The sequence below is a fragment of the uncultured Desulfovibrio sp. genome, assembly GCF_944324505.1.
Classification (GTDB): Bacteria; Desulfobacterota; Desulfovibrionia; order Desulfovibrionales; family Desulfovibrionaceae; genus Desulfovibrio.
The window spans coordinates 95236-118548 of sequence record NZ_CALUWO010000003.1 but is presented as its reverse complement, the minus strand read 5'-3'; the positions used below and the strand labels follow the sequence as shown (position 1 = coordinate 118548).

Genomic DNA, 23313 nt, shown 5'->3' with positions numbered 1-23313 from the left:
CATGCCCCCCATCATGCCCCTTCCTGCCTCTCGCCTGCACGCCACCATGGATCCCCAGAAGATTCCGTGGGAGGACAGCACCGCCATTCCCAAGCCGCGCAACGGTGCGGGCAGCCGCAACGCCTTTCAGCCCCGCGTCATGCAGGCGCTTGACCTGGCGCTGGCCATTCCCGTGCCGGGCTACAACATCTATGTGGCCGGCGGGAGCAACCTGGGGCGCAGCTATACCCTGCTCAACTATCTGGAGCCACAGGCCCGCAAGGCCCCCACGCCCCCAGATTTTGTCTATGTGAACAATTTTGCCGATCAGGACAGCCCGCTCCTGCTTTCCCTGCCCGCCGGGCAGGGACGCAGGCTGCGGCAGGCCCTCAACGATGCCGTGGACGCCATCTGCCGCGAGCTGCCGCGCCGTTTCGAGGCCAATACCTTTGTGCGCCAGCGGGCCAAGATCATGGACAAGTTCCAGCAGGCCCGCAGCACCCTGCTCGGCAAAATGAATACCGTGGCCGCGCACAAGGGCTTCAATCTCGACATGGACGAAAGCGGCAGCCTGACCCTGTATCCGCTGGTCAAGGGCAGGCGCCTGAGCGACGAGGAATTCGAAAGTCTGGACAACAGCGTGCGCACCCGGCTCAAGCGCCGTGGCGAAACCCTGATCCAGACCATGGCCGGCTTCATGCGCGAACTGAGCCGGGCGGAGGAGTCCTTTCACGATGACGAACGCCGCCTGGAACGCACCGTCATGGAACAGGTGCTGGATGCCCAGCTGGAGCCGGTCTGCCGGCGCCTGCTCAAGACCTGCCAGTGCGAAGGGCTGGAGGACTACCTCAAGGCCATGCGCGAGGACATGCTCAAGAATACGGATGCCTTCCTCCCGCGAGACACGCCCCCCGGCCAGCAGGGAAACGACAGCGGCCATGCGCCCCTGCAGGGACCGCCCCAGGAGGACACCCTCTACCGGTACGATGTGAACCTCTTCGTGGACAATGCCGACGAAGATGGCGCCCCCATCATTGTGGAGGATCACCCCACCCTGGTCAATCTGCTGGGCTGTATCGAACGCGAATCCGAAATGGGTGCTCTGGTCACGGATTTTACCCTTGTCAAATCCGGCAGCCTGCAACGGGCCAATGGCGGTTTTCTCATCCTGCGCGTGGAAGAGATTCTGCAGCATCCCAATGCCTGGGAGGGTCTCATGCGCAGCCTGCGTTCCAGCCTGGCCCGGGTGGAAGACGGCAACGACATGCCCGACTCGGCCATCCGCACCAAGGGCATCCGCCCCCAGCCCATGCCCCTGAATCTCAAGGTGGTGCTGGTGGGTGACGATATCCTGTACGAAACCCTGCTGGACAATGACGAACGCTTTGCCAAGCAGTTCCGCATCAAGGCCCAGATGTCCGACATGATGGAGCGTTCCGCCGCGGGCATCCGCTTTTACCTGACCAGCATTGCCCGCATCATCCGCGAGGATGACCTGCCCCCCTTTGACCGCAGCGCCCTGGCCTGGCTGGTGGACCTCGGCTCGCATCTCTGCGAGGACCAGCGCCGCCTTTCGCTCAAGTTTCCCCTGCTGCGCGAACAGATGATAGAGGCCGCTGCTCTGGCCAAGATGGAAAATGCCCCACGCGTCACGGCCGACATCCTGGAGCGTTCCTATGCCGCACGCACCTATCGTGCCAACCTGGTGGAAGAAATCTTCATGGAGGAATACGACCGGGAAATGATCAAGGTCCGCACCTCCGGCGCTGCCGTGGGCCAGGTCAACGGCCTGTCCGTCACCATGCACGGCGATTTTGAATTCGGCCTGCCGCACCGCATTTCCTGCACCGTGGGCGTGGGCCACGAGGGCATCATCGACCTGGAGCGCGAGGCCGAGCTGGGTGGTCCCATCCATACCAAGGCCATGATGATCCTCAAGAGCTTTCTCACGGACATGTTTGCCCGCAAAAAGCCGCTGGTGCTCTCCGGCTCTCTCTATTTCGAGCAGAGCTATGCCGGCATCGAAGGGGATTCGGCCTCCGGCGCGGAACTCACGGCCCTGCTCTCTGCCCTGGCCGATGTGCCCGTGCGTCTGGACCTGGCCTTTACCGGCGCCGTGAGCCACTCCGGCCAGATCATGGCCGTAGGAGGAGTCACCCGGAAAATCGAGGGCTTTTTCAAGGTCTGCGCCCGGCATGGCCTCACGGGGACCCAGGGCGTCATCATCCCTGCCGACAATGTGGTACACCTCATGCTTTCCCCCGAGGTTCTCGCTGCCGTGGAAAAGGGGCAGTTCTCCATCTATCCCGTGCGTCACATCGAGGAGGCCCTGACCCTGCTGACAGGCATGCCGGCAGGAAAGCGCCGGAAAAACGCCACCTTCACCCCGGGCAGCCTCTACGCACTGGTGGACCGGCGTCTGGAAGAACTGGGCGACTATGCCCAGAACGCCTTCCGGCGTTCCCGCCGCCGCAGCTGAGGCCGCACACCCCCCTCGCACACAATAGAAATCAGCGGCAGCATGCCCGGAACCGCTCCCGGGAAGCTGCCGCTTCTTTCTTGACGACGCGGCATTGATTGTATACACAGTCAGTATGAACCCGCATTCCCCAACCGGGCATGCGCTGCTGCGGCAGGCAACGACATTTGCTGCTGTCCACCTTTTCCAAATAGTGAAAGCGCAGGCATTCGTGCGCCCAATTTCAACCCAGAGACGTTCGTCATGGCTAGCAAAAACAAAAAAGAGGCCCTGCTCCAGGCTGCCAAGGAACTTTTTGGCGAATACGGTTACGTGGAAACAACCTTCAAGAAGATTTCCGATCATGCCGGTGTGGCGCTGGGCCTGCTGACCCACCATTATGGCAACAAGGAAAAGCTCTTTCTGGCTTCCGGCCTGGATGTCCTGGAGCGCTTTCTTGCGGTGTTGCGCAACGCCAGCGCCGAGGCGCACAACGGCTTCGAGGCCGTCATGTGCTTCTGCCGGGCCTATCTGGATTTTTCCGTGGACAAGAACTCCAACTGGCTTGTGCTGGTGCGATGTTCTCCCTACAGCGACATGAAGACCAAGACGGACCGGGATCTCATGGATTCCATGTTTTCCCAGGTGCATTCCGAGCTGGCAGGTCTGCTGCAACGCGGCCTGGCAGACGGCAGCGTTACCTGCGCCGACCCCACCACCACATCCCAGGTCATCATTTCGCTCATGGTGGGTGCCAACCGGACGCGCGTGCTCACGCCCTATGCGCAGCCGGACCTTTATGAACAGACCCTGGCCTTTGTTGCCCGGGCCATCCGCGCCTAGTTCCGTTCCCCAAACCGCTGGAAAAACGCTGGCAGCCGCCGGCGTTTTTTTCGGCCCCATACTGCCCCGCGTTCTCTTCCCCGTGCTCAAGGAGCCAGCATGCCCCCCTCTCCCGATTTTCTGGATATGTTTCTCCAGGCCGATGCTGCCGTACAGCTGGCCATCGCTTCCCTGCTCTTTTCCCTGTTCTTCTCCCTGTGGGGCCTGCTGCGCCTGAAACGGCAGGGGGGCAAGTGATGCAGACGCTCATCAATATCCTCATCTGGGGCGGCTACATTGCCCTGTTCGTCTACCTGGCCCGCAAGGGCGAGGGACACGACGCCATGCACACCGGCAGGATCAACTTTGCCATTCAGGCGCTGGCCTACGTGGCCACCTATATTTCCGCCGTGGCGCTGGTGGGCTTTGGCGGCCTGGCCTATACCTATGGTCTGCAAATGCTGCTGGTGGCCTCCGGCAATGTGTGGCTTGGCACTTGGATTGTCTACCGCTTTCTGGCCTGGCCCACGCGCCTCTGCCAGCGCAACCTCAATGCGCGCACCCCCTCCCAGCTCATCGCCAGGGGCCATCGCTCGCCGGCTCTGGGCAAATTTCTGGCCCTGCTCTTTGCCGTCTTTCTGGGCGTCTATGCCTCGGCCGTCATCAAGGGGGCAGCCCTGCTGCTGGCCCAGATCGTGCCCCTGCCCGTATGGGTGCTCATCTGGCTGGTGGCCCTGCTGGTGGCCTTTGCCGTCTACGTGGGCGGCCTGCGCGGCGTGCTCTATACCGAAGCCATGCAGGGCTTCATCATGCTGGTGGGCATCTGCATGCTGGTCATGGCCGTCTTCCATCAGGTGGGCGGCCCCACCGCCGGTATGGCCAGCCTGCAAGCCCTGCCCCCCACGGAAAAGGCCAATAACGGCTTTCTTGCCCTGTCTGCCGGACAGCAGGGCTGGTTCATCATCTCGCTGGTCATTGTCACGTCCATTGCCGTCTGGGCACAGCCGCAGATGATTCAGCGGCACTTTGCCCTGACTTCGGCCCGTCAGGTACACCGCATCACCCCCCTGGCCATGCTGGTGCTGACCGTGCTGGTGGGGGGCGCCTATTTTGTGGCCTCGCTGGCACGCCTCATTCTTCCCGGCAATCCTGCGCCCGACGAAGTCATGCCGCTGCTGGTCAAGCAGCTGCTGCCGGAAGTGGGGCTGCAAATATTCGTGCTGGCCATTGCCTCCGCCTCCCTGTCAACGGCCACGGCCATCTACCACATTGCCGTATCGGCCATTGCCGAGGACCTGCCGGGCCGCAAGGCCTCCCGCCCTGCCTGGCTGGCCGGCATCATCTTCTGCGTGCTGCTGAGCGGCGGCTGCGCCCAGATCAAGGGGCAGCTCATTGCCCTGCTCTGCACCACCAGCTGGAGTATCGTGGGCGCCACGGTTCTGGTGGCCTATGTGGCGCTGGTCCGCTTTGGCAAGCGCAGCAGTCTGGCCGCCTGGCTGAGCTGCGCCCTGGGCTTTGTCTCCTGCCTGGCCTGGTATCTGCTGGGACACGAGGGCTTTTCGGCCTTTGTTTATTCCCTGGCATCGCCCGATGCCCTGGTCAGCCGCATTACCCCGGTACTTTCCGTGCTGCTGGGGGACGAGGCCGCCCGCATCCCGCCCTTCTTCGTGGGCTTTGCCATGTCCCTGCTGGGCTGGGCCGTGGGCTGGGCCTGTGATGCCGAGGGCCGCAAGAAATCCACCTTCTGGCCCGTGGACCGCTAGGGACCTTTTCTGCACGCTTTGGCAGCAGGCGCATGTCAGCGCCTGCGCATTCGTCCCGTGCAGGATGCCGGCAAACGCCTGCCGGCCCCAAGCGGCCCGCAGGGCCGCTGCAACGGGACGGCACGTCTCTCCTGGACGGAAAGCCCTCCCGTAGCGGCAACAATCTCCTCTTTCCCTGAGCAGCGTATCTTTTCAGGCCGAAGCCGCCGGGCTTCTCCGACCCTGAAAAACAGACAGGGCGGCCTTTCCCGCAGGAAGAACCGCCCTGTTGCTGTTTTTTCTCATGGCACGGGCAACCTGGACGGCCGCCCGCCGTGCGACCTAGGCCGGATCGCTCCTGCGGCCGATGCAGAAATAGGCAAAGCCCCGCTCCGCCATGGCGGACGGGCTGTACAGATTGCGTCCATCAAAAAGCAGCGGCGCCGTAAGCAGCGAGCGCACCCGCTGGAAATCGGGATTGCGGAACTGGTTCCATTCCGTCACCACCAGCAGGGCCTGTGCCCCCTCGCATACGGCATACTGATCATCCAGCACTTCCACCAGGGCATTGCCGGCAAAGATACGGCGGGCGTTTTCCGCTGCCACAGGGTCAAAGGCCCGGATGCGCATGCCGTCGGCCGTCAGCGCATTGATGATATTGATGGCCGCCGCCTCGCGCATATCGTCCGTATTGGCCTTGAAGGCCAGCCCCCAGAGGGCCAGGGTCTTGCCCTTCACCCCGCCCTGGGGCGCAAAGTAGCGCTTGATGCGTTCGGCCATGTGCAGCTTCTGGCGGGCATTGACGGCCTCCACCGCATTGAGCAGCAGGGGATCCACGCCGGCAGCTTCCGCCGTGTGGATCAGGGCCTTCACATCCTTGGGGAAGCAGGAGCCGCCATAGCCCACCCCAGGGTAGATGAACTGGTAGCCGATGCGCGAATCCGAACCAATGCCGGTGCGCACATCGCGCACATCCGCGCCCACCTGCTCGCAGATGGTGGCGATTTCGTTGATGAAGGATATCTTGGTGGCCAGCATGCAGTTGGCGGCATACTTGGTCATTTCGGCGCTGCGCACGCCCATGATGATGAGCTTGTCGCGGGTCCGGGCAAAGGGCGCATACAGCTCGCGCATCAGGGTGGCCGCCTTGTCCGACTGCGTGCCCAGCACCACACGGTCCGGCTTCATGAAGTCGGCAATGGCGTCCCCTTCCTTGAGAAATTCCGGATTGGAAACCACCTCAAAGGGAATGTCCACCCCGCGCTCCCGCAGGGCCGTCTCCACCAGGGTGCGCACCCGGTCTGCCGTTCCCACCGGCACGGTGGACTTGTCCACAATGACCAGCTCATGCTGCATGTGGGTGCCTATCTGCGTGGCCACCTGTTCCACATAATGCAGATCGCACGAACCGTCCTCTCCGGGAGGCGTCCCCACGCAGATAAAGGCGCATTCAGCCTGTGCAAGCCCTTCGGCAAGGCTGGTGGTAAAGCTCAGGCGCCCGTCGGCGCGGCTGCGCTGCACCATGGGTTCCAGACCGGGTTCAAAAATATGCACCTGTCCCGCATTGAGTTTTTCCACCACGGCAGGATTCACGTCTACGCAGACAACCGTATTGCCCATTTCGGCGAAACAGGCCGCACTCACCAGGCCCACATAGCCTGTTCCCACAATACACAGTCTCATCGGCTCTCCTTACAAAAAGACGTCTGCCCTGCGGCTTGACGACAGTGTTGCTATAAGGTCAAATATCGTGTGTTGCTTATACCCATTTTATGCACCGGGGGCAATGCTTCCCCGTGCTTCACGCTTACGGAGACAAGATGATCGCGGGCCTCGGAACGGATATTGTGGACATTGACCGGGTGGCCCGGGGTTTTCAGCGCTTCGGCCGGCGCTATGCGGCCCGCCTGCTTACCCCGGCCGAGGCCGCCCGCCTGCCCGATGCGGCCGGAGCCGCCGCCTATCTGGCCGGCCGCTTTGCCGCCAAGGAGGCTGCCGTCAAGGCGCTGGGAACGGGATTCAGCCGGGGCATATCCTGCCAGCAGGTGGAAATCCTGCCCGATGCCCTGGGGCGGCCCTGCCTGCATCTGCACGCGGCAGCGCGGCAGCGCATGGAGGAGCTGGGCGCCCGCCATGCTCACGTCTCCATCAGTCATGAACGGCATGCCGCGGTGGCTGTCGTCATTCTGGAGTCCTGAAATGTCCTTTCCTCTCTGTCTGCCTCCTCTGCCCCTGCCTGATGAAATGCGGCAGTGGGACCTGGCGGCCTTTGCGCTGGGGCTGCCGGAAATCATGCTCATGGAAAATGCCTCGCGCGCAGCCCTGGAGGCGCTTGCCAGCTGCTGTGCCCCCCTGCGCCACAAGCGCATCTGGCTGTTCATGGGCAGCGGTAACAACGGGGGCGATGCCGCCGCCCTGGCCCGGCACCTGCTGGATGCGGGCGCCTGCCCCACGGTCTGGCATACCCGGCCCCTGCGGCACTATGGCGGCGCCTGCGGCAGGCACGTGCGCATGGCCCGCGCCTGCGGCGTGCCCTTTCTGCCGGTGAGCCGCTGCCCCTGGCAAGCGCCGGTCCGGGAACTGCCGCACATCGTGGTGGACGGCCTGCTGGGAACGGGCTTTCACGGTGAACTGCGGCCGGATATGCTGGACCTGATCCGCCGCATCAACGAGCTGCGCCCGCATGCCTTTCTGTTTGCGCTGGATGTGCCCTCCGGGCTGGATACCTCCAGGGGCCTTCCCTGCCCGGACGCGGTGCGCGCCCATGCCACCGTCACCTTTGAGGCTGCCAAGTGGGGCCTGGTCCTGCCGGAAAGTGCTTCCTTCACCGGCAGACTCCTGGTGCTGCCCATAGGCATTCCGGCCGCTGTGCGCCGCAGCGCCCCCTGTTCCGCCCGTCTGCTGCCCGACACCCTGCCCGACACCCTGCCCGGCCCGCACGCCCGGGGATACAAGGGCGGCTATGGGCATGTGCTGGTGCTGGGAGGGGCAGAAGGTCTTTCCGGCGCGGCCCACCTGGCGGCCCGTGCGGCCCTGCGGGCCGGGGCGGGTCTGGTGACAGCCGTCACCCCGTCGGCCAATCTGGCCGCCGTCAAGAACGGTCTGGCGGAAATCATGGTCCTGGGACTGGACGCTGCCGACCAGACCGATTCCCGGCACTGGCCCGTCGTGTCGGGACACGGCCTGCCGCAGGAACTGCGCTCCCTTCTGGCACGCTGCTCGGCCCTGGTCCTGGGACCGGGAATGGGACGGAGCGAGGCCGCCCTGACCCTGCTGGCTGCCGTGCTGCGCACGCCGCAGCGCCCGCCGGCCGTACTGGATGCCGATGCCCTTTCCCTGCTGGCCGGGCATACGGAGCTTTTGCGTGATCTCCGCCCCCATGATGTGCTGACACCGCATCCCGGCGAAGCGGCGGCCCTGCTGGGCAGCACCAGTGCGGCGGTGCAGGCGGACCGCTGCGCGGCGCTGCGCCGCCTCTGTGCCCTGACGCCGGCCTGCGTGGTGCTCAAGGGGGCCGGCACGCTGGTTGCCTGCCGCACGACAACGGGCGCGGCCCCGATCTGCCTCTGCCCGCGGGATGTGCCCGCCCTTTCCGCCGGCGGCAGCGGCGATGTGCTGGCTGGCTGTCTGGGCGCCCTGCTGGCCCGACAGGACCTGCCCGGACAGGAAAACGCCCTGTACGCGGCCTGCTGCGCCGTAGTCTGGCACGTTCGTGCCGGGCAGCGGCTGTCCGCCCGCTTTCCGGCACGCGGTACCCTGGCCCATGAACTGGCGGACCAGCTGCCCCTGGTCCGCCAGCCGCAGAACGCGCAGCCGGCACCCTGCCCTGACAACGACGCACCCCACAGCACCGGCCCTGCCGGGGAGGAAACGGCATGGACGTGGAACTGACATCCCTGGAAGCCACCATGGCGCTGGGAAGCCTGCTGGCCAGCGAACTGCTGCGGGAGCCTGCCGTGCGCCTCTGTCTGCTGCACGGCGATCTGGGCAGCGGCAAGACCACCCTGACCCGTGCCGTGGTGGAGCACCTGCCCGGCGGCAGCCAGGCGGAAATATCCAGCCCCACCTTCACCTTCTGCAACAGCTATCCCACCAGGCCGCCCGTACTGCATGCAGACCTGTACCGCTCGCCCCTGGGCGTTCCCGACGAGCTGTGGGATGCGCTGGATGACGATGCCACCCTGTGCTTTGTGGAATGGGGAGAAAATCTTTCCGCGGCAGATTTGCCTGAGGAATATCTGGACATCCGCCTGAAGTCGTGCGACAAAAAACACCTTGTAACGCTGCGGACCCATGGTGCGGCTTCCCGGCGTCTGGTGGAACGGCTGCAAAAGGGATGGTCCATCCTGCAAGGGACCAGTCCCGTTGCCCTGTGATTCATTGTTGCAGTCAGGTGGCGTAGTTTGGCATGAAGATTCTCGTGCAAAAATTTGGCGGCACTTCAGTGGCGAATCTGGAGTGCATGAAGAAGGTTCGCGAAAAGGTCCTTGCCGGTCTGGCGAAAGGCTACAAGATGGTGGTGGTGCTCTCGGCCCGTGCTGGCGAGACCAACCGCCTGCTTGCCCTGGCCGACGAGTGGTCCGGTACGCCGGACAAGGCGGAAAGCGATGTGCTGGTCTCCACGGGCGAACAGGTTTCCATTGCCCTGTTCACCATGCTGCTGAAGGATGCCGGGGTGAGCGCGCGCTCGCTTCTGGGCTGGCAGATCCCCATGCATACGGATGAAGACTTCGGTCGGGCGCGCATTACGGATATCGACAGCAACAGGCTGCGCGCCTACCTTGAGGAATACGACGTGCTGGTGGTGGCCGGTTTCCAGGGCTGCACCCAGGATGGGCGCATCACTACCCTGGGGCGCGGCGGCTCCGATACTTCGGCCGTGGCGCTGGCGGCGGCACTGGGTTCCGTGGAGTGCGAAATCTATACCGATGTGGACGGGGTCTATACCACCGACCCCAATATCTGCTCCACGGCCCGCAAGATGGATCGCGTGGCCTATGAGGAAATGCTCGAAATGGCGAGCATGGGCGCCAAGGTCCTGCATATCCGTTCTGTGGAATTCGCCAAGAAATACAAAGTCCCGGTACGGGTGCGCTCGACCTTTACCGACGACCCCGGTACCCTTGTTACTCAGGAGGATTCGAGCATGGAAGCCCTGCTTGTTTCGGGCATCGCCTATGATAAGGACCAGGCCCGCGTGACGCTGCATGATGTGCCGGACGTGCCCGGCGTGGCTGCGGCCGTCTTCGGCCCGCTCTCCGAAAAGGGTGTGCTGGTGGACATGATCGTGCAGAACACCAGCCTTGACGGCCATACGGACATCACCTTTACCATTTCCCGCAAGGAACTCGCCCAGACGCTTGCCATCATGGAAGAGGTGACCCGCAAGATCGGCGCCAGCGAAGTGGTGCATGATGTCAATGTGGCCAAGGTCTCTGCCATCGGCGTGGGCATGCGCAACCACTCCGGCGTTGCGGCCCGGGCCTTTGCCGCCCTGACGCAGGAAGGCATCAATATCCTCATGATCAGCACCTCCGAAATCAAGATCACCATCCTGATTCAGGAAAAGTACGTGGAGCTGGCCGTGCGCATTCTGCACGATACCTTCGGCCTGGACTGGGACATCAACTAGCCGCGTCCCTTCCTCTCTTCTGCCCGCCTCCGCTCCGGTGCCGCAGCGGGCAGCCGGCGTTCTTCCCGAGAGCGCCCTTCGCAGCAAGCAAAAGGGTGCCCCGCCATGGCGGGGCACCCTTTATCATGCCTGGCATGCAGCAGCCCGTGCCGCCACAGCCCTGTCGGACCTAGTCCTGCGGGGGCAGCTGCCGGCCGCCCTCCTGCAGACGCTTCAGAAACTTGTCGCGGCATTCATAGCTGCAGAAACGGTAGACCTGTTCCCCGTCCCGCACGGTGATGCTGTCGTCCACGGAAACATAGGCCCCGCATTCCGGGTCCTTCACCATTTCCCCGGCCGCCACCTTGCGCTCCATCTCTGCGGCGTCCTCTTCCTTGTCCTGCTTCTTCTTTTTGAGCAGGTCATTGGCAAACATGCGATACAGCAGATATATCGCCACGGCCAGAATAAGCCATTTGATCATACATACTCCTTTGGCAGCGCCGCCCGGCGCAGGTCAATGAAAGATTCCTAGCACAAGCAGGAGCAAAGGTCACTGAAAAATTGCCCGCCCTTCTCTGCGCCAGGACAGGCCGGCAAGCCACTGCGTCACGCTGCGCCCCTTCACCAGCAGCCCCGGGGCCAGCTCGGCCAGGGGTACAAGCACAAAGGCCCGCTCGCACATGCGCGGATGCGGCAGCAGACACCAGGGGTCGTCACTCTGCACCTGCCCAAAAAGCAGCAGGTCCATGTCGATGCTTCGCGGACCGAAGCGCAGCGCAGGATTCCGGCGGCGCCCCAGCGCGACCTCCATGCCCAGCAGGGCGGCCAGCAGCTCGCGCGGCTGCCAGCGCCGGCTGTCCACCGCCACTTCCAGCACGGCATTCTCGAACCAGGGCTGCCCGGCATAGCCTTGCGGCTCGGTGCTATAGCGGGACGAGGCCCGCAGCACATGCAGCCCTTCCAGTCTGTCCAGGGCCTCGCTGGCCGTCGTGAGACGCTGGGGGGCATCCGGCGTGTTGGAACCAAGGCCAATATAGGCCAGCAATGCAGAAGAACATGCGCATGTCATGCCCAGGCCATAGCATCACGCGCGGCAAAACGCAAAGACCTTGCCCCGCCGGCCCGGGCAGGCTACCATTGTTGTATGACGGATACGACACTTGCCGCCCCCCCCGAGGCGGATATGCACACGGCCCTGGCGCATCTTTTGCCAGCCTGGAGTGACGCCCTGCTGGCAGAGCGCGGCCTTTCCCCCCGCACGGTGGAAGCCTACGGGCAGGACGTGGGCCTGTTTCTCCTTTTTCTGGACGAATTGCGCGCTGCCCCCCCTGCCCCCGCCCGGCAACAGCTTGCCGAAGGCGACATTCTGCTGTTTCTGGCCTGGCTGCGCTCGCGGCAGAACACGGGGCGCAGTCTGGCCCGCCGCCTTTCCGCCCTGCGCAACTTTTTTGACTTTGCCGTGGAACATGCCGTCCTGCCGGCCAATCCGGCGGCCCTGCTGGACAGCCCCCGCCTGCCGCAGTATCTGCCCGAAGTCCTCAGCCGCGCCGAAATGCAGACCCTGCTGGAGCAGCCGGACTGCCGCAACAAGTCCGGCCGCCGGGATCGCTGCCTCATGGAGCTGCTCTACGCTGCCGGGCTGCGCGTTTCCGAAGTCTGCGGCCTGACGCTGGATGATGTGGACCTGCAACGCGGCCTGCTGCGTGTTTTCGGCAAGGGCGCCAAGGAACGCTTTGTGCCCCTGCATGCCGAGGCGCAGGCCCGCCTTCAGGACTACATGGCGCACTGCCGTCCGCAGTTCGCTCCCGGCAGCCGGCTGCTTTTCGTGAACCGTTCCGGCAATGGCCTCACCCGCCAGTACGTCTGGAAGGCCATCAAGAAATATGCCCTGAGCGCCGGCATACGCCGCGACATTTCGCCGCATACCTTCCGTCACACCTTTGCCACCCACCTGCTGGAAGGCGGCGCGGACCTGCGCTCCGTGCAGGTTCTGCTGGGGCACGCCGATATCGGCGCCACGGAAATCTACACCCATGTCCAGGCCGAGCGCCTGCGCAGCATACACCGCGCCTACCATCCCCGGAGCCAAGCCCGATGAATTCCGTCCTCACCCTTGTGACCTGTCATGCCAATGCGGACTTTGACGCCTTTGCGGCCATGCTGGCTGTCCGCCACCTTTACGCCCCCTGCCGGCTGCTCTTTCCCGGCACGCAGGAACGCGGCCTGCAAAAAATCTATGCCTCCCTGGACAAGGAACGTTACGGTCTGGTGGACAGCGACGCCCTGGACTGGGACGCGCTCTCCCGCCTGGTGGTGGTGGACACGCGCCAGCGGGACCGGCTGCACCATGTGGAACGCCTGCTGCAACGCGCCGATGTACACGTGGAATGCTGGGATCACCACCCCAGCTCCGGCGACGACATCAATGCCGACATCAGCCACTGGGAGGCCGTGGGATCGGTAACGGCCCTTATTGTGGAGGCGCTGCGCAAGGCGCATGTCTGCCTGGATGCGGACGAAGCCACCCTGCTGGGGCTGGGCATCTACGGGGACACGGGGTCCTTTACCTATTCCTCCACCACCACCAGGGATTTTGAAAGCGCCGCCTGGCTGCTGCAACAGGGCATGAAGGTGACGGACATTGACGACATGGCCTCGCACGAGCTGACCAGTGCCCATGTGCGCGCGCTCAACAGCCTGCTGGAATCGGCCCGCACCTATGTCATCGGCGGCATTTCCATCGTCATTGCCGAAGCCTCCATGATGCACTATCTGGGGGACTTCGCCTACCTGGCTCACCGCCTCATGGAAATGGAAAAATTCCCGGTGCTCTTTGCCATCGGCCGCATGGAGGACCGCATCCAGGTGGTGGCCCGCAGCCGCAGCGAGGCCGTCAACGTGGGGGCCGTCTGTGCCGATCTGGGCGGCGGCGGCCATGCCTATGCCGCCTCGGCCTCTGTGCGCAACATGATGCTGCACGAAGTGCACGATACCATTGTGCGCAGCCTGCGTGCCCAGCTGGGGCAGGACAAGACCGCCCGCGACTACATGTCCACCCCGGCCGTGGGCATCGAATCGGACAAGCCCATCCGTGCGGCCGATGAACTCATGCTGCACTTCGGCCTCAAGGCCGTTCCGGTCTTCCTGCCGGGCACACGGCGCTGCTGCGGCATCCTGGATGCACAGACGGCCTCCCGTGCCCGCCTGCACGGCCTTGAGGACTTTTCGGTGGAAAACTACATGCAGCGCAATCCCGTGCTGCTTGCGCCCGATGCCCCCCTGAGCGATCTTTCCGCCACCATCGTGGGGGCGCGGCAGCGGCTGGTGCCCATTGTGGAAAATGACCAGGTAGTCGGCGTGGTGACGCGCACGGACCTCATCAACGTCTTTGCCCATGAGCCGGGCCAGCTCCAGGAAAGCGAATTTCCCGCAGCCAAGCCGCGCAATGTGGCCAAGCTCATGCGCGACCGCCTGTCCGCCCATACCCGCTCCATCCTGGAACTGGCCGGCAATCTGGGCCGCAAGCTCGGCCTGCCGGTCTATGTGGTGGGCGGCTTTGTGCGGGACCTGCTGCTGGACCGCGATAATGAAGACATCGACCTGGTGGTGGAGGGCAACGGCATCTGCCTGGCCAAGGCCCTGGCCGAGGCCCTGGACGGCCGCGTGCGCGAGCATCAGAAATTCATGACCTCCGTGGTCATCTATACCGGCCCGGAGGGCGAGGAACTGCGCATCGACGTGGCCACGGCCCGTCTGGAATATTACGAATATCCCGCTGCCCTGCCCACGGTGGAACTGTCTTCCATCAAGATGGACCTTTTCCGCCGGGACTTCACCATCAATGCGCTGGCCATCCGTCTGGACAGCACCTCCTACGGGCAGCTTGTGGACTTCTTTGGCGGACAGCGCGACATCAAGAACGGCGCCATCCGCGTGCTGCATACCCTGAGCTTTGTGGAAGACCCCACCCGCTGCCTGCGGGCCGTCCGCTTTGAGCAGCGCTACGGCTTTCATCTGGACCCGGCAGCGGAAAAGCTCATCAAGAACGTGCTGGCCCTGAACCTGCTGGGCAAGCTGAGCAGCGCGCGCATCTTCCACGAATACAGCCACATCTGCACCGAACCCAACCCGCCGGCCTGCTTTGACCGCCTGGATGAGCTGGACCTGCTGCATGCCATCTCCCCCGCCCTCTGCCTGACCCCCACCCGGCGCGAGGTGCTGATCAGCCTGCGGGAAAAAATCAGCTGGTACCACCTGCTCTATCTGGATGAACCGGTGCAGCACTGGCTGGCCTACTTTCTGGCCCTGTGCCACAACCTCAGCTACGAGGATGCCAGCGAGGTCTACAACCGGCTGGGGCTGCCCGCCACACGGCGCACAGCCACCTTCCGCCTGCGGGAGAAGGCCCGCTACCTCTGCAACCGTCTGGAAGGCTGGCAGCGCAAGCAGGCCGGCCGGCAGACAGACGTTTTCGGCCTCTGGAAAATGCTGGAAGGGCTGGGGCTGGAATTTCTGCTCTATCTCATGGCTGCCATCAGCGACGAAAAGCTGCAAAAAAACCTTTCGCGCTACATCACGCAATGGCGCCGGGAAAAGGCCGATATCGGCGGGGCGGACCTCATTGCCCTGGGCTTGCAGCCCGGCCCCTTCTTCACCGCCATTCTGCGGGAAATCCTGGCCGCCAAGCTCAACGGCACGGCTGCCACACCGGAAGCGCAGTGGGCACTGGCCAAAGGTCTGGTGCAGGATGCCCTGTCCGGCAACATGCCGCAGAAGGCGGCGCCTGCCGGCAGCGGCCCTGCCGGATCGGCCCGGAAAAAAATTCATGGAAAACATGAAGAAAAGAACGGGGACGATATTGCATCATAAAAATAATTTTATCTCAATGGGTTATAAATGTTTTGCAAACCCCCTTTTCTGAAAGTTAATGTAATACTTCACTGTTTTTCTGCCGCTGCTGTTGTGCCCGGCAACGTAAAAATGTCCGAATATGCCCCCAAAGCCCGCGGACAGGCTTGCTCTTGATGCGGAGGCAGTGTATGCTCGTCAAATCATGAAGCATCTCTGGGCGCCATGGCGCATACAGTACATTCTGGGACCCAAACCCGACACCTGCGTGTTCTGCCTGTCCGATGATACGGACAGGGATGCAGAGCGTCTTGTCCTGTACCGGGGCAGGCGTGCCTTTGTCATCATGAACCGCTATCCGTACAATAACGGGCACATCATGGTCTGCCCCTACCGCCACCTTTCGTCCCTCACCGATCTTGAGCAGGACGAAGCCCATGAAACCATGGACCTGGTGCAGCGCTGCAGCGGCATTCTCTACGAGCACTTCCACTGTGAAGGCATCAATGTGGGACTCAACCTCGGCAAGGCAGCCGGAGCCGGCATTCGCGAGCATCTGCACTTTCATCTTGTACCGCGCTGGAACGGCGATTCGTCCTTCATTGCCGTCATGGACGATGTGCGCACCATGCCGCAGTACCTTGAAGAAACCTATACGGCCCTGAAGGGCTATTTCTAACGAAAAGCGCCGAGAGGAGGAGCTATGCGCTTTCTGAAAGTCCTGATACTGGTTGTGGCCATCTTTTTGGCGCTGGTTTTTCTGTTCCAGAACCAGACCGCCCTGTCACAGGATATGGTGTTGACGCTCAATCTCTTTTTTGTGCCGCCCATGTCTTCCATCCCGCTGCCCTTCTACTTCCTGATCATTGCCGGTTTTGTGCTGGGCGCGCTGCTTTCCATCTGTTTCCTGGTCTGGGACAAGGTTCACAATTCCGCCCGCCTCATGAAGGCGCGCTGGCGCATCGGCCAGCTGGAACGCGAAGTGGCCAGCCTGCATAAGCAGCTCAACAGCGATGGCAAGAAGACCTCCTTCTTCCAGCGCATGAAGCACACCCGCGATGCCAAGGATGCCGCCAAGGAAGCGCCGGAAACCCGCCCTGCCGAGGAAAATGCCCCGGCCAAGTCCCAGCCGGCGCCCCTTCCCGAAGATGTGGTGGCGCCTGACCCGGACAAGCAGCAGTAGGCCCCCCTTTTTCTGCAACATTTTCTGACGGCGCCATCCATGGATGGCGCCGTTTTCATTAGCCCATGAGCCAGACACCGCCCTCCGCCCCGTCCGCCAAGCTCACGCCCATGTTTGAGCAGTACATGCGCATCAAGGCCGAATACCCTGACGCCCTGCTCTTCTACCGCATGGGCGACTTTTACGAGCTGTTTTTCGACGATGCGGTCACGGCAGCGCGCGAGCTTCAGATCGCCCTGACCAGCCGCAGCCGCGACAGCGAAAATCCCGTGCCCATGTGCGGCGTGCCATGGCATGCGGCCCAGAGCTATCTGGCCCAGCTGGTGGACAAGGGCTACCATGTGGCCATCTGCGATCAGATAGAGGACCCCCGCCAGGCCAAGGGGCTGGTCCAGCGCGCCGTTACGCGCGTGGTCACGCCGGGCACTGTGCTGGATGATGCCAATCTGCACAGCAAAAGCCACAACTATCTGGGCGCGCTCATGCTGGCGGAAAACGGCAGCGGCGGCTTTGCCTGGGCCGACATTTCCACCGGCCAGTGGTCGGGCATTGCCCTGCGCCGCCCCAGCGAACTCTGGCAATGGGTGCAGAAGCTGGCGCCGGCGGAACTCATCCTGCCCGAAACCATGTCGCCGCCACCGCACTGTCTGCTGGAAGGCATCCGCCTGGTGCGCCTGCCGCGCAGCGTCTTTGATCTCAAGCGGGCTGAACGGCGGGTTCTCGAGGCGCAGGGCGTCCGCGAAACCCAGGCCCTCGGGCTGCACAACAAGCCGGAACTGCTTCAGGCCTGCGGTGCGCTGCTGCACTATCTGGAGCAGACCCAGAAGCGCAGCCCGAAGCATCTGCTCCCCTTTCAGCCGCTGGACCTGGGCCGTCATCTGCTGGTGGATGACGTGACCGAACGCAACCTGGAAATTTTCTGCCGTCTCAACGGCCGCAAGGGCAAGGGCACCCTGCGTCATGTGCTGGATGAAACCATGACGCCCATGGGCGGGCGCCTGCTGGAAGACATGCTGCGCCACCCCTGGCGCGACGCTGCCCCCATCCTCCGCATACAGGATGCCGTGGCCTTCCTGCATGATGATGACACCCGCCGGGAGGCCCTGCGTGAGGCCTTGTCTGCGGTATATGATCTGGAGCGCCTGTCCACGCGCATTACCCTTGAGCGGGCAAGCCCGCGCGACTTCATTGCCCTGCGCAACAGCCTCAATGCCCTGCCCGCTGTCCTTGCCGCCCTGACCACCCCCACCGACGGCAGCTATGCCACCGAGGCACAGGCGCTGGGCACCGATCTGCCCGCGGCCCTGCATGAAATCTGCTCGCACTGGGATGCGCTGGACGACTGCGCCGACATACTGAACCGGGCACTGGTGGACAGCCCGCCCGCTCTCATCACGGAGGGCGGCCTGTTCCGGCCCGGCTACCATGACAGGCTGGACAGCCTCATGGACCTGATGGAGCATGGCGAACAGAAACTGCACGCAATGCTGGAAAAGGAGCAGCAGGCCACGGGCATTGCCAAGCTCAAGCTGGGCAACAACCGTGTCTTTGGCTACTATTACGAGGTGAGCAAGGCGGCTTACAGCGGTCCCCTGCCTGATCACTTCATCCGCCGGCAGACCCTGGCCAATGCGGAACGCTTCACCACACCGGCCCTCAAGGAACTGGAAGAACAGCTGCTTTCCGCCGCCGACTCGCGCAAGAGCCTGGAATACTCGCTGTATGTGGAGCTGCGCAGCCACATGGCCGCCCAGCGCGAACGCCTGCTGCACATGGCGGACATGCTGGCCCATCTGGACTACTGGCAGTCACTGGCCCACGTGGGGCGCCGCAATGGCTGGTGCCGCCCCCGGCTGGACGACAGCCCTCACCTCTGCATCCGTGACGGGCGCCACCCCGTTGTGGAAGCCATGCTGGGCAGTGCCAACTTTGTGCCCAATACCGTCATTCTGGATGAGCGACGGCGGCTCTGCCTGCTTACCGGCCCCAATATGGCCGGCAAGTCCACCGTCCTGCGCCAGGTGGCCCTCATCTGCCTGCTGGCCCAGATGGGCAGCATGGTCCCTGCCACGGAAGCCCGGCTGGGCATGGTGGATCGCCTCTTTTCCCGTGTGGGGGCCTCGGACAATCTGGCCCAGGGGCAGAGCACCTTCATGGTGGAAATGATGGAAACCGCCCGCATCCTGCGCCAGGCCACACGGCGCAGCCTGGTGATTCTGGATGAAATCGGGCGGGGCACCAGCACCTATGACGGCGTGGCCCTGGCCTGGGCTGTGGTGGAAGACCTGGCCTCCCGGCAGCATGGCGAGGTGCGCACCCTCTTTGCCACCCACTATCACGAGCTGACGGCCCTGGAAGGACGCATTCCCGGCGTCTTCACCATGAATATCGCCATACGGGAATACAATCACGAGATTCTCTTTCTGCACAAGCTGGTTCCCGGTCCCTCGGACCGCAGCTATGGCGTGGAGGTGGCCCGTCTGGCCGGGGTGCCGCAGCATGTGGTGCAGCGCGCCAGAGCCATTCTGGCCGATCTGGAGCGCCAGAAATCTCCCCGGCAGGCACCGCCGGCGGGCACGGCCATTGCCCTGCCCGGTCTGGAACTGCCGCCCGCCCCGCAGGAGCGCCGGTCTCCACGCACGCATACCGTCAACCCGCAGGAGACCCTGGATACGCCGTCCGCCCCGGCGGAACATCCCCTTGTGCAGCTGCTGCGCGACCTTGAGCCGGAAAACCTCACCCCCCTGGCCGCGCTGCGCCTGCTGACGGAGTGGAAGCAGCTCTGGGGGCAGCCGGCAGCCGCTGCGTCCGATTCTGATTCTGCCGGCGAACGTCCGCAGGAACCGCCCTTCTGATCCAGCCCACACGAGGCATCGTCCGCACATACCGCAAGGCAGGTCATTATGTCGCAAGCCAATCCCTGGTCCGTCATTCAGTCCATTGCCGAAAAACGCATTGAAGAAGCCCAGTCCCGGGGAGAATTCGACCATCTGCCCGGGGCCGGCAGGCCCCTCCGGCTGGAAGATGACAGCCATATTCCCCCGGAACTGCGCATGGCCTACAAGGTGCTGCGCAACGCCGGCTGCCTGCCCCCGGAAGTGCAGGAACGCAAGGACATTGCCACGCTGGCCGATATGCTGGAACATTGCGAGGACGAACAGGAACGGGTGCGCCAGATGCAGAAGCTGCGCTTCATGATCACCCGCGCCCGCATGCGCCACCAGCGCCATCTGCAACTGGATGACGAAAGCTACTATGAACGCCTGCTGGACAGGCTGTCGCGGCACCACGAGGGCACGGCAGCCGCACCCGGCAAGCGGCGTCCGGCCTAGGCTGACGGCAGCGGCACGGGAGGACACGGTGCCGGCGGCCTGCCCTGGGCAAGGCCGCATCACACCGCCCATGCCGCCCGCTGACCGGTCACGAAACGGCGCAAAACAGCTGCGAAACGATGCCCGACGGCACGGGCCGGCGTGTCAGCCCTGTTGCGGCGGCGCGGGCAACCGTATGCACAGCGCCGCATCCCAGAGGCTGCGGTATCCCCAGAGCAGTGCCCCCAGCACGGCAAGGCAGACCGTGGCACAAATGGCCATCATGATGCTGCCCTGGTACAGAATGGCTGTTGTGGGCGCAGCACCGGCAAGAATCTGCCCGGTCATCATGCCCGGCAAAAAGACAATGCCCATGCCAAGCATGGAATTGAGCGTGGGCAGCAGGGCTGTTTCCAGTGCTGTCCGCACCAGGGGAAAGAGAATGCGCTGCGGGCGCACGCCCAGATCCACCAGGGTATGAATGCGCACCTGCTGCGCGCCAAGGGCCTCTTCAAAGCTCTTGAGGGCCAGGCTCAGTCCCGTCATGGCATTGCCCATGAGCATGCCGGCCAGGGGAATGGCATACTGCGGATCAAAAACATTCTGCCGGGCAATACAGGCCACAAAGAAGGCCGTGGACAACAGACCGCACACAGCCAGACTCACGGCCACACAGCGCCGGAAACGGCTGTTGAGCCGGGGATGACGGCCCAGCACCGTCCGGATGGTGAAAAGGGTCATGACACCCAGATAGGCCGCCGTGAGCAGCGGATGCGGATGCGCAAACACATAGGTCAGCAGGAATCCCGCCAGAATCAGCTGTAGTGTCATGCGCAGGCCGGCCATGAACAGCATCCGCAGACGATTGATGTGGCACAGCCGCATGATCAGCCCCACCACCAGCAACAGCGCATAGGCCAGCAGAAAGGGCACGGCCTGTGCCCCGGGCGTACCGGCCATGAACACTTCCCGTAGTGCTGTCAGACATGTCGTCATGCCCGTCCCCCCAGTTCCGTCAGGCTGTCGGCCCAGGCCGCTGCCAGCGCCCTGTCATGGCTGACCATCACAACGGTCATGTCCTGTTCCCGGCCAAAGCGGCACAGATGCTCCATGAAACATCGGGCCGTGGCGGCATCCAGAGCCGACGTGGGCTCATCCAGCAGCAGCACGCGCGGCACAAAGGACAGATGGATTGCCAGAAATACTCGCTGACGCTCCCCGCCCGAAAGCTGTTCACAGGGGCTTCCCAGCGGAGCGTCAAAGGCGCACAGCCGCAGAAAGGCCGCCATGCGTTCCGCCGGCGGGACCGGGCTTTCCCGCAGCACATGGAACTGGCGGAAATTTTCTGCAATACTGCCGGGAAAGAGAAAAACCTCCTGGCCGGCCAGCAAAACGTCCTTTCTGAGCGCAAGGGGCGGAATGTCCCGCACATCGCGGTCCATGAAGCACACGCAGCCCGTGGCCGGTTCCAGGGTACGATTGCAGAGGCGCAGCAGGCTTGTCTTGCCGCAGCCGCTGGGGCCGCAGATGACATGCACCCCACCCTGCGGAAAGGTCAGGTCAGGATAGGTTATGCCGGCAAAGGAAACACCATGTGTGGAAAGAATGCCCATGACAGCCCTCCCCCGTCCGCAGCGTACGGCATGAACCGCGGGTATACTGTCGTGCCTGCCTCGCAGCCTGCCGCCGCATCAGCCGGCACTAGAACAGATCGGCATCCGCCGGCATGCGCTCCCAGCAGATACGCCCCTTTTTACGGAACTTGCGCAGCAGCACATAGATGCTGCCCGGTCCGCCATCGTGCGGCTGTGCCGTACAGAAGGCCAGCACCACCCGCTTGAAGGGGTCCTGCGTGAGCCAGGTCTGCAACTTGCCGCGCAACACGCTTACCCCGTCCGGCGAATTGCGGCCGCGACCGGGCACAACCAGCACCGTCCGCAGCCCCTTGTACCAGGAACCGCGCAAGAAACCGCGCAGGCTTTCAAAGGCCTGCTGAACATTGAGGCCATGCAGGTCCATATGGGCTTCCGGGCTGAGGGACCCGGCCCGCAGTTTGCCCATGATCAGGGGGTCCAGGCCCACCACATAGCCTTCCAGATACTCATCGGTAAAGGACAGGGCAAATTCCAGCTTGCCTTCCAGAAAATCCTGCAAGGAGGTATCCGCCGCCGGCGGGGGCGTCTGCGCTACCACGGGCGGCGCCACGGCACGTCCCCTGCCCGGCAGCGGACGCACCTGACGCATGGCCAGCAGAAAGGCATCTGCCTCGCTGTCTGCCGCCACCTGTCCCTGGACCGGTCCGTCACCGGATGTGGCGGCCACCGTCGCCGGGCCGGACGTCCGGGAAGGCGACACTGGCGCGGCGGCCGTTGCTGCGGCAGGAGCGGCTGTTCGCGCTGCCCTGGCCGTCTGCGCCTTCCGGCGGGCCGCCACCTTTTGGGAAAGATTGCTCTGTTCGTCCAGACCGAAGCCGCCTGACGCCGTTGTCCCGGCTTCCGGCCGTACACATGTCTGCGACATGGCCTCCAGAAAGAGCCGGGCCTCGGCATCCTCTTCCGTCACGGCCCGCCTGGCACGCGGCCTGTTAGAGGAATGCGCTCCCCGTCCTGCCGTACCGCTACGGCCGGGCGCTCCGTTCGCACGGGGAAAGAGGTTCTGGTCCAGGGCCGCAAAGGGATTGTCACCCGGTCGGTCCTCATCGCACCACAGTCTGTCAGGGTGCTTTTCCTTGGGCTGCCTGCTCATGACGCACGCTCCTTGCACGAAAAAGCCGCGGCAGGCCGCGGCTTTTCCAGAATCGGGACAGGGGAGGACTACTGCGCTGTGGCTGGCGCTTCGGGAGCCGCAGCCGCCGGAGCAGGCGCATCGCCGGACGGCGCAGGGGCGGCCGGCTGGGCGGCCGGGGCCTTTTCGACGGCGGGAGCGGACGCGGCACTGTCGGTACCGGCGGGAGCCGCAGGCGCGGCCGGCTGCGCGGGGATGCTGTCCTCAATGTTCACGGCCGGCGTGGAAAGAATCTGGGATTCTTCGGAAGCTGCCCTGGGGCTGCTCACATAGGTATAGCTCAGCGAGGTGATGACAAAGACCACAGCCATGAAGGCCGTAAGCTTGGCCAGAATGCCGCCGGCGCCGCTGCTGCCGAAGACGGACGTATTACCGCCACCGCCAAAGATGACACCCATGCCTTCCTTGCCTGCCTGAAGCAGGATGAGGATAACAAGAAGAACGCAGACAATGATATGAAGCGTCAAAATGAGGGTTTCCACCGAAGCCTCCCTGAAGCATCTCCCCTGAGAAATGCTGCCATGTCAAATAAGGTGCACGGCCCGCACGGAAGCCCCCGTACGTGCCCCTGT

Annotated in this window: 21 protein-coding genes; 14 read left to right on the top strand and 7 right to left on the bottom strand. The window is 63.7% G+C overall.

Going from position 1 to position 23313, the window contains the following annotated elements; translation table 11 throughout:
* Nucleotide 1 precedes the first annotated feature (1 nt).
* From Q0J57_RS04850 to Q0J57_RS04835, 4 genes are all read left to right on the top strand, one after another.
* Nucleotides 2–2458, top strand: coding sequence for an ATP-binding protein (locus tag Q0J57_RS04850; protein WP_297217646.1), 2457 nt, complete (start codon nt 2–4; stop codon nt 2456–2458).
* Between the two features lie 243 nt (nt 2459–2701).
* Nucleotides 2702–3280 carry a TetR/AcrR family transcriptional regulator gene (locus Q0J57_RS04845; RefSeq protein WP_297217643.1) on the top strand — a complete coding sequence of 193 codons (579 nt, stop codon included), beginning with the start codon at nt 2702–2704 and terminating at the stop codon, nt 3278–3280.
* Nucleotides 3281–3379: 99 nt separating this feature from the next.
* Nucleotides 3380–3517 (top strand): hypothetical protein, encoded by a 138-nt coding sequence (locus Q0J57_RS04840; RefSeq protein ID WP_297217641.1) that lies wholly within the window; start codon nt 3380–3382, stop codon nt 3515–3517.
* Nucleotides 3517–5022, top strand: coding sequence for a sodium:solute symporter family protein (locus Q0J57_RS04835; protein ID WP_297217639.1), 1506 nt, complete (start codon nt 3517–3519; stop codon nt 5020–5022). The genes Q0J57_RS04840 and Q0J57_RS04835 overlap by 1 nt, the downstream gene beginning before the upstream one ends.
* 321 nt (nt 5023–5343) lie before the next feature.
* Here Q0J57_RS04835 and Q0J57_RS04830 read toward each other — a convergent pair whose 3' ends face one another.
* The gene (locus tag Q0J57_RS04830; RefSeq protein WP_297217637.1) at nt 5344–6684 is read right to left on the bottom strand and encodes a UDP-glucose/GDP-mannose dehydrogenase family protein; all 1341 of its coding nucleotides are present in this window, start codon (nt 6682–6684) and stop codon (nt 5344–5346) included.
* Between the two features lie 137 nt (nt 6685–6821).
* Between Q0J57_RS04830 and Q0J57_RS04825 the strand changes: the two genes are divergently transcribed.
* From Q0J57_RS04825 to Q0J57_RS04810, 4 genes are read left to right on the top strand one after another with little or no spacing between them, the layout of a single operon-like run.
* Nucleotides 6822–7199, top strand: a complete 378-nt coding sequence (locus Q0J57_RS04825) for a holo-[acyl-carrier-protein] synthase (RefSeq protein ID WP_297217635.1) — start codon at nt 6822–6824, stop codon at nt 7197–7199.
* Nucleotide 7200: 1 nt separating this feature from the next.
* Nucleotides 7201–8892 (top strand): NAD(P)H-hydrate dehydratase, encoded by a 1692-nt coding sequence (locus Q0J57_RS04820; protein WP_297217633.1) that lies wholly within the window; start codon nt 7201–7203, stop codon nt 8890–8892.
* Nucleotides 8877–9377, top strand: coding sequence for a tRNA (adenosine(37)-N6)-threonylcarbamoyltransferase complex ATPase subunit type 1 TsaE (gene tsaE, locus Q0J57_RS04815; RefSeq protein WP_297217631.1), 501 nt, complete (start codon nt 8877–8879; stop codon nt 9375–9377). The genes Q0J57_RS04820 and tsaE overlap by 16 nt, the downstream gene beginning before the upstream one ends.
* Nucleotides 9378–9409: 32 nt before the next feature.
* Complete coding sequence (locus tag Q0J57_RS04810; RefSeq protein WP_297217629.1) at nt 9410–10633, top strand: aspartate kinase; 1224 nt, start codon at nt 9410–9412, stop codon at nt 10631–10633.
* Nucleotides 10634–10802: 169 nt separating this feature from the next.
* Here Q0J57_RS04810 and Q0J57_RS04805 read toward each other — a convergent pair whose 3' ends face one another.
* On the bottom strand, nt 10803–11096 hold the full coding sequence (locus tag Q0J57_RS04805) for a transcriptional regulator (RefSeq protein WP_297217626.1): 294 nt from the start codon (nt 11094–11096) through the stop codon (nt 10803–10805).
* Nucleotides 11097–11165: 69 nt separating this feature from the next.
* Nucleotides 11166–11684, bottom strand: a complete 519-nt coding sequence (folK, locus tag Q0J57_RS04800; protein WP_297217624.1) for a 2-amino-4-hydroxy-6-hydroxymethyldihydropteridine diphosphokinase — start codon at nt 11682–11684, stop codon at nt 11166–11168.
* A 75-nt stretch (nt 11685–11759) separates the two neighbouring features.
* Here folK and xerD point away from each other — a divergent pair, with 75 nt between their 5' ends.
* From xerD to Q0J57_RS04770, 6 genes are all read left to right on the top strand, one after another.
* Nucleotides 11760–12713, top strand: coding sequence for a site-specific tyrosine recombinase XerD (xerD, locus tag Q0J57_RS04795; RefSeq protein WP_297217621.1), 954 nt, complete (start codon nt 11760–11762; stop codon nt 12711–12713).
* Nucleotides 12710–15484, top strand: coding sequence for a CBS domain-containing protein (locus tag Q0J57_RS04790; protein WP_297217619.1), 2775 nt, complete (start codon nt 12710–12712; stop codon nt 15482–15484). The genes xerD and Q0J57_RS04790 overlap by 4 nt, the downstream gene beginning before the upstream one ends.
* A gap of 184 nt (nt 15485–15668) precedes the next feature.
* Complete coding sequence (locus tag Q0J57_RS04785) at nt 15669–16142, top strand: HIT domain-containing protein (protein ID WP_297218132.1); 474 nt, start codon at nt 15669–15671, stop codon at nt 16140–16142.
* A 24-nt stretch (nt 16143–16166) separates the two neighbouring features.
* A complete protein-coding gene (locus tag Q0J57_RS04780; RefSeq protein WP_297217617.1) occupies nt 16167–16646 on the top strand; it encodes a LapA family protein in 480 nt (159 codons plus the stop codon).
* Between the two features lie 65 nt (nt 16647–16711).
* Nucleotides 16712–19501 carry a DNA mismatch repair protein MutS gene (gene mutS, locus Q0J57_RS04775; RefSeq protein ID WP_297217615.1) on the top strand — a complete coding sequence of 930 codons (2790 nt, stop codon included), beginning with the start codon at nt 16712–16714 and terminating at the stop codon, nt 19499–19501.
* A 48-nt stretch (nt 19502–19549) separates the two neighbouring features.
* Nucleotides 19550–19978, top strand: a complete 429-nt coding sequence (locus Q0J57_RS04770; RefSeq protein ID WP_297217613.1) for a DnaJ family domain-containing protein — start codon at nt 19550–19552, stop codon at nt 19976–19978.
* 144 nt (nt 19979–20122) lie between these two features.
* On the opposite strand, the gene Q0J57_RS04765 is transcribed toward Q0J57_RS04770, so the two are convergent.
* The 4 genes from Q0J57_RS04765 to secG all read right to left on the bottom strand — a co-directional run bounded on the left by Q0J57_RS04765 (nt 20123) and on the right by secG (nt 23223).
* A complete protein-coding gene (locus Q0J57_RS04765) occupies nt 20123–20953 on the bottom strand; it encodes an ABC transporter permease (protein WP_297217611.1) in 831 nt (276 codons plus the stop codon).
* Nucleotides 20950–21570, bottom strand: a complete 621-nt coding sequence (locus tag Q0J57_RS04760; protein ID WP_297217609.1) for an ABC transporter ATP-binding protein — start codon at nt 21568–21570, stop codon at nt 20950–20952. Before Q0J57_RS04760 ends, Q0J57_RS04765 begins: the two co-directional genes overlap by 4 nt.
* An 88-nt stretch (nt 21571–21658) precedes the next feature.
* Nucleotides 21659–22702 (bottom strand): Smr/MutS family protein, encoded by a 1044-nt coding sequence (locus Q0J57_RS04755; protein WP_297217607.1) that lies wholly within the window; start codon nt 22700–22702, stop codon nt 21659–21661.
* 68 nt (nt 22703–22770) lie between these two features.
* A complete protein-coding gene (gene secG / locus Q0J57_RS04750) occupies nt 22771–23223 on the bottom strand; it encodes a preprotein translocase subunit SecG (RefSeq protein ID WP_297217604.1) in 453 nt (150 codons plus the stop codon).
* Between the last annotated feature and the right edge of the window lie 90 nt (nt 23224–23313).